This window comes from Streptococcus sp. 53 (assembly GCF_013276565.1).
GTDB lineage: Bacteria > Bacillota > Bacilli > Lactobacillales > Streptococcaceae > Streptococcus.
In genome coordinates, this window is the sequence record NZ_VMLG01000043.1 from 1 (window position 1) to 4,903 (window position 4,903).

At 49.9% G+C, this 4,903-nt stretch carries 1 tRNA gene and 3 rRNA genes; all 4 read right to left on the minus strand.

Going from position 1 to position 4,903, the window contains the following annotated elements:
* Positions 1–83 (minus strand): 5S ribosomal RNA (rrf, locus tag HT722_RS09915); the annotation flags it as partial.
* Between the two features lie 76 nt (positions 84–159).
* A 23S ribosomal RNA gene (locus tag HT722_RS09920) occupies positions 160–3,061 on the minus strand.
* A 124-nt stretch (positions 3,062–3,185) separates the two neighbouring features.
* A tRNA-Ala gene (locus tag HT722_RS09925) sits at positions 3,186–3,258 on the minus strand.
* Between the two features lie 51 nt (positions 3,259–3,309).
* Positions 3,310–4,855 (minus strand): 16S ribosomal RNA (locus tag HT722_RS09930).
* Positions 4,856–4,903 lie beyond the last annotated feature (48 nt).

Here is a 4,903-nt window from a genome sequence, read left to right on the forward strand (position 1 = left end):
CCCCAACTACTTCCGGCGTTCTAGGGCTTAACTTCTGTGTTCGGCATGGGTACAGGTGTATCTCCTAGGCTATCGTCACTTAACTCTGAGTAATACCTACTCAAAATTGAATATCTATTCAAACTAAGAAAACCGTTCGCTTTCATATTCTCAGTTACTTTGGATAAGTCCTCGAGCTATTAGTATTAGTCCGCTACATGTGTCGCCACACTTCCACTTCTAACCTATCTACCTGATCATCTCTCAGGGCTCTTACTGATATAAAATCATGGGAAATCTCATCTTGAGGTGGGTTTCACACTTAGATGCTTTCAGCGTTTATCCCTTCCCTACATAGCTACCCAGCGATGCCTTTGGCAAGACAACTGGTACACCAGCGGTAAGTCCACTCTGGTCCTCTCGTACTAGGAGCAGATCCTCTCAAATTTCCTACGCCCGCGACGGATAGGGACCGAACTGTCTCACGACGTTCTGAACCCAGCTCGCGTGCCGCTTTAATGGGCGAACAGCCCAACCCTTGGGACCGACTACAGCCCCAGGATGCGACGAGCCGACATCGAGGTGCCAAACCTCCCCGTCGATGTGAACTCTTGGGGGAGATAAGCCTGTTATCCCCAGGGTAGCTTTTATCCGTTGAGCGATGGCCCTTCCATACGGAACCACCGGATCACTAAGCCCGACTTTCGTCCCTGCTCGAGTTGTAGCTCTCGCAGTCAAGCTCCCTTATACCTTTACACTCTGCGAATGATTTCCAACCATTCTGAGGGAACCTTTGGGCGCCTCCGTTACCTTTTAGGAGGCGACCGCCCCAGTCAAACTGCCCGTCAGACACTGTCTCCGATAGGGATCACCTATCTGGGTTAGAGTGGCCATAACACAAGGGTAGTATCCCAACAACGTCTCCTTCGAAACTGGCGTCCCGATCTCTTAGACTCCTACCTATCCTGTACATGTGGTACAGACACTCAATATCAAACTGCAGTAAAGCTCCATGGGGTCTTTCCGTCCTGTCGCGGGTAACCTGCATCTTCACAGGTACTAAAATTTCACCGAGTCTCTCGTTGAGACAGTGCCCAAATCATTACGCCTTTCGTGCGGGTCGGAACTTACCCGACAAGGAATTTCGCTACCTTAGGACCGTTATAGTTACGGCCGCCGTTTACTGGGGCTTCAATTCATACCTTCGCTTACGCTAAGCACTCCTCTTAACCTTCCAGCACCGGGCAGGCGTCACCCCCTATACATCATCTTACGATTTAGCAGAGAGCTGTGTTTTTGATAAACAGTTGCTTGGGCCTATTCACTGCGGCTGACTTAAAGTCAGCACCCCTTCTCCCGAAGTTACGGGGTCATTTTGCCGAGTTCCTTAACGAGAGTTCTCTCGCTCACCTGAGGCTACTCGCCTCGACTACCTGTGTCGGTTTGCGGTACGGGTAGAGTATGTTTAAACGCTAGAAGCTTTTCTTGGCAGTGTGACGTCACTAACTTCGCTACTAAACTTCGCTCCCCATCACAGCTCAATGTTATAGAACTAAGCATTTAACTCAATTCACACCTCACTGCTTAGACAGACACTTCCAATCGTCTGCTTTAGTTAGCCTACTGCGTCCCTCCATCACTACATACTCTAGTACAGGAATATCAACCTGTTGTCCATCGGATACACCTTTCGGTCTCTCCTTAGGTCCCGACTAACCCAGGGCGGACGAGCCTTCCCCTGGAAACCTTAGTCTTACGGTGGACAGGATTCTCACCTGTCTTTCGCTACTCATACCGGCATTCTCACTTCTATGCGTTCCAGCGCTCCTCACGGTACACCTTCATCACACATAGAACGCTCTCCTACCATACCTATAAAGGTATCCACAGCTTCGGTAAATTGTTTTAGCCCCGGTACATTTTCGGCGCAGGGTCACTCGACTAGTGAGCTATTACGCACTCTTTGAATGAATAGCTGCTTCTAAGCTAACATCCTAGTTGTCTGTGCAACCCCACATCCTTTTCCACTTAACAATTATTTTGGGACCTTAGCTGGTGGTCTGGGCTGTTTCCCTTTCGACTACGGATCTTAGCACTCGCAGTCTGACTGCCGACTATAATTCATTGGCATTCGGAGTTTATCTGAGATTGGTAATCCGGGATGGACCCCTCACCCAAACAGTGCTCTACCTCCAAGAATCTCTAATGTCGACGCTAGCCCTAAAGCTATTTCGGAGAGAACCAGCTATCTCCAAGTTCGTTTGGAATTTCTCCGCTACCCACAAGTCATCCAAGCACTTTTCAACGTGCCCTGGTTCGGTCCTCCAGTGCGTCTTACCGCACCTTCAACCTGCTCATGGGTAGGTCACATGGTTTCGGGTCTACGTCATGATACTAATTCGCCCTGTTCAGACTCGGTTTCCCTACGGCTCCGTCTCTTCAACTTAACCTCGCATCATAACGTAACTCGCCGGTTCATTCTACAAAAGGCACGCTCTCACCCATTAACGGGCTCGAACTTGTTGTAGGCACACGGTTTCAGGTTCTATTTCACTCCCCTCCCGGGGTGCTTTTCACCTTTCCCTCACGGTACTGGTTCACTATCGGTCACTAGGGAGTATTTAGGGTTGGGAGATGGTCCTCCCAGATTCCGACGGGATTTCTCGTGTCCCGCCGTACTCAGGATACTGCTAGGTACAAAGACTATTTTAAATACGAGGCTATTACTCTCTTTGGCTGATCTTCCCAAATCATTCTTCTATAATCTTTGAGTCCACATTGCAGTCCTACAACCCCGAAGAGTAAACTCTTCGGTTTGCCCTCCTGCCGTTTCGCTCGCCGCTACTAAGGCAATCGCTTTTGCTTTCTCTTCCTGCAGCTACTTAGATGTTTCAGTTCACTGCGTCTTCCTCCTCACATCCTTAACAGATGTGGGTAACAGGTAGTACCTGTTGGGTTCCCCCATTCGGAAATCCCTGGATCATCGCTTACTTACAGCTACCCAAGGCATATCGTCGTTTGTCACGTCCTTCTTCGGCTCCTAGTGCCAAGGCATCCACCGTGCGCCCTTATTAACTTAACCTTATTTTCTGACCTTTCAGTCATAAACTCTTATTAATACTACAGCGTTTTCGGTTTATTTTCTTGTTACTATTTGATATAGATATTCAATTTTCAATGTGCATTACTTGGTGATCTCTCACCAATGGAGCCTAGCGGGATCGAACCGCTGACCTCCTGCGTGCAAAGCAGGCGCTCTCCCAGCTGAGCTAAGGCCCCACAAGACCTCTCAAGACTAAACAAGACCAATGCGCAGTTCCTTATCCTTAGAAAGGAGGTGATCCAGCCGCACCTTCCGATACGGCTACCTTGTTACGACTTCACCCCAATCATCTATCCCACCTTAGGCGGCTGGCTCCTTACGGTTACCTCACCGACTTCGGGTGTTACAAACTCTCGTGGTGTGACGGGCGGTGTGTACAAGGCCCGGGAACGTATTCACCGCGGCGTGCTGATCCGCGATTACTAGCGATTCCGACTTCATGTAGGCGAGTTGCAGCCTACAATCCGAACTGAGACTGGTTTTAAGAGATTAGCTTGCCGTCACCGGCTTGCGACTCGTTGTACCAGCCATTGTAGCACGTGTGTAGCCCAGGTCATAAGGGGCATGATGATTTGACGTCATCCCCACCTTCCTCCGGTTTATTACCGGCAGTCTCGCTAGAGTGCCCAACTGAATGATGGCAACTAACAATAGGGGTTGCGCTCGTTGCGGGACTTAACCCAACATCTCACGACACGAGCTGACGACAACCATGCACCACCTGTCACCTCTGTCCCGAAGGAAAACTCTATCTCTAGAGCGGTCAGAGGGATGTCAAGACCTGGTAAGGTTCTTCGCGTTGCTTCGAATTAAACCACATGCTCCACCGCTTGTGCGGGCCCCCGTCAATTCCTTTGAGTTTCAACCTTGCGGTCGTACTCCCCAGGCGGAGTGCTTAATGCGTTAGCTACGGCACTAAACCCCGGAAAGGGTCTAACACCTAGCACTCATCGTTTACGGCGTGGACTACCAGGGTATCTAATCCTGTTTGCTCCCCACGCTTTCGAGCCTCAGCGTCAGTTACAAGCCAGAGAGCCGCTTTCGCCACCGGTGTTCCTCCATATATCTACGCATTTCACCGCTACACATGGAATTCCACTCTCCCCTCTTGCACTCAAGTTAAACAGTTTCCAAAGCGTACTATGGTTAAGCCACAGCCTTTAACTTCAGACTTATCTAACCGCCTGCGCTCGCTTTACGCCCAATAAATCCGGACAACGCTCGGGACCTACGTATTACCGCGGCTGCTGGCACGTAGTTAGCCGTCCCTTTCTGGTAAGATACCGTCACAGTGTGAACTTTCCACTCTCACACTCGTTCTTCTCTTACAACAGAGCTTTACGATCCGAAAACCTTCTTCACTCACGCGGCGTTGCTCGGTCAGACTTCCGTCCATTGCCGAAGATTCCCTACTGCTGCCTCCCGTAGGAGTCTGGGCCGTGTCTCAGTCCCAGTGTGGCCGATCACCCTCTCAGGTCGGCTATGTATCGTCGCCTTGGTGAGCCGTTACCCCACCAACTAGCTAATACAACGCAGGTCCATCTGGTAGTGATGCAATTGCACCTTTTAAACAGTTGTCATGCAACAACTACTATTATGCGGTATTAGCTATCGTTTCCAATAGTTATCCCCCGCTACCAGGCAGGTTACCTACGCGTTACTCACCCGTTCGCAACTCATCCAGAGAAGCAAGCTCCTCCTTCAGCGTTCTACTTGCATGTATTAGGCACGCCGCCAGCGTTCGTCCTGAGCCAGGATCAAACTCTCATTAAAAGTTTGAGTTCTCACTCATTTCTGTCACTGACAGATTTATTGTTTTTT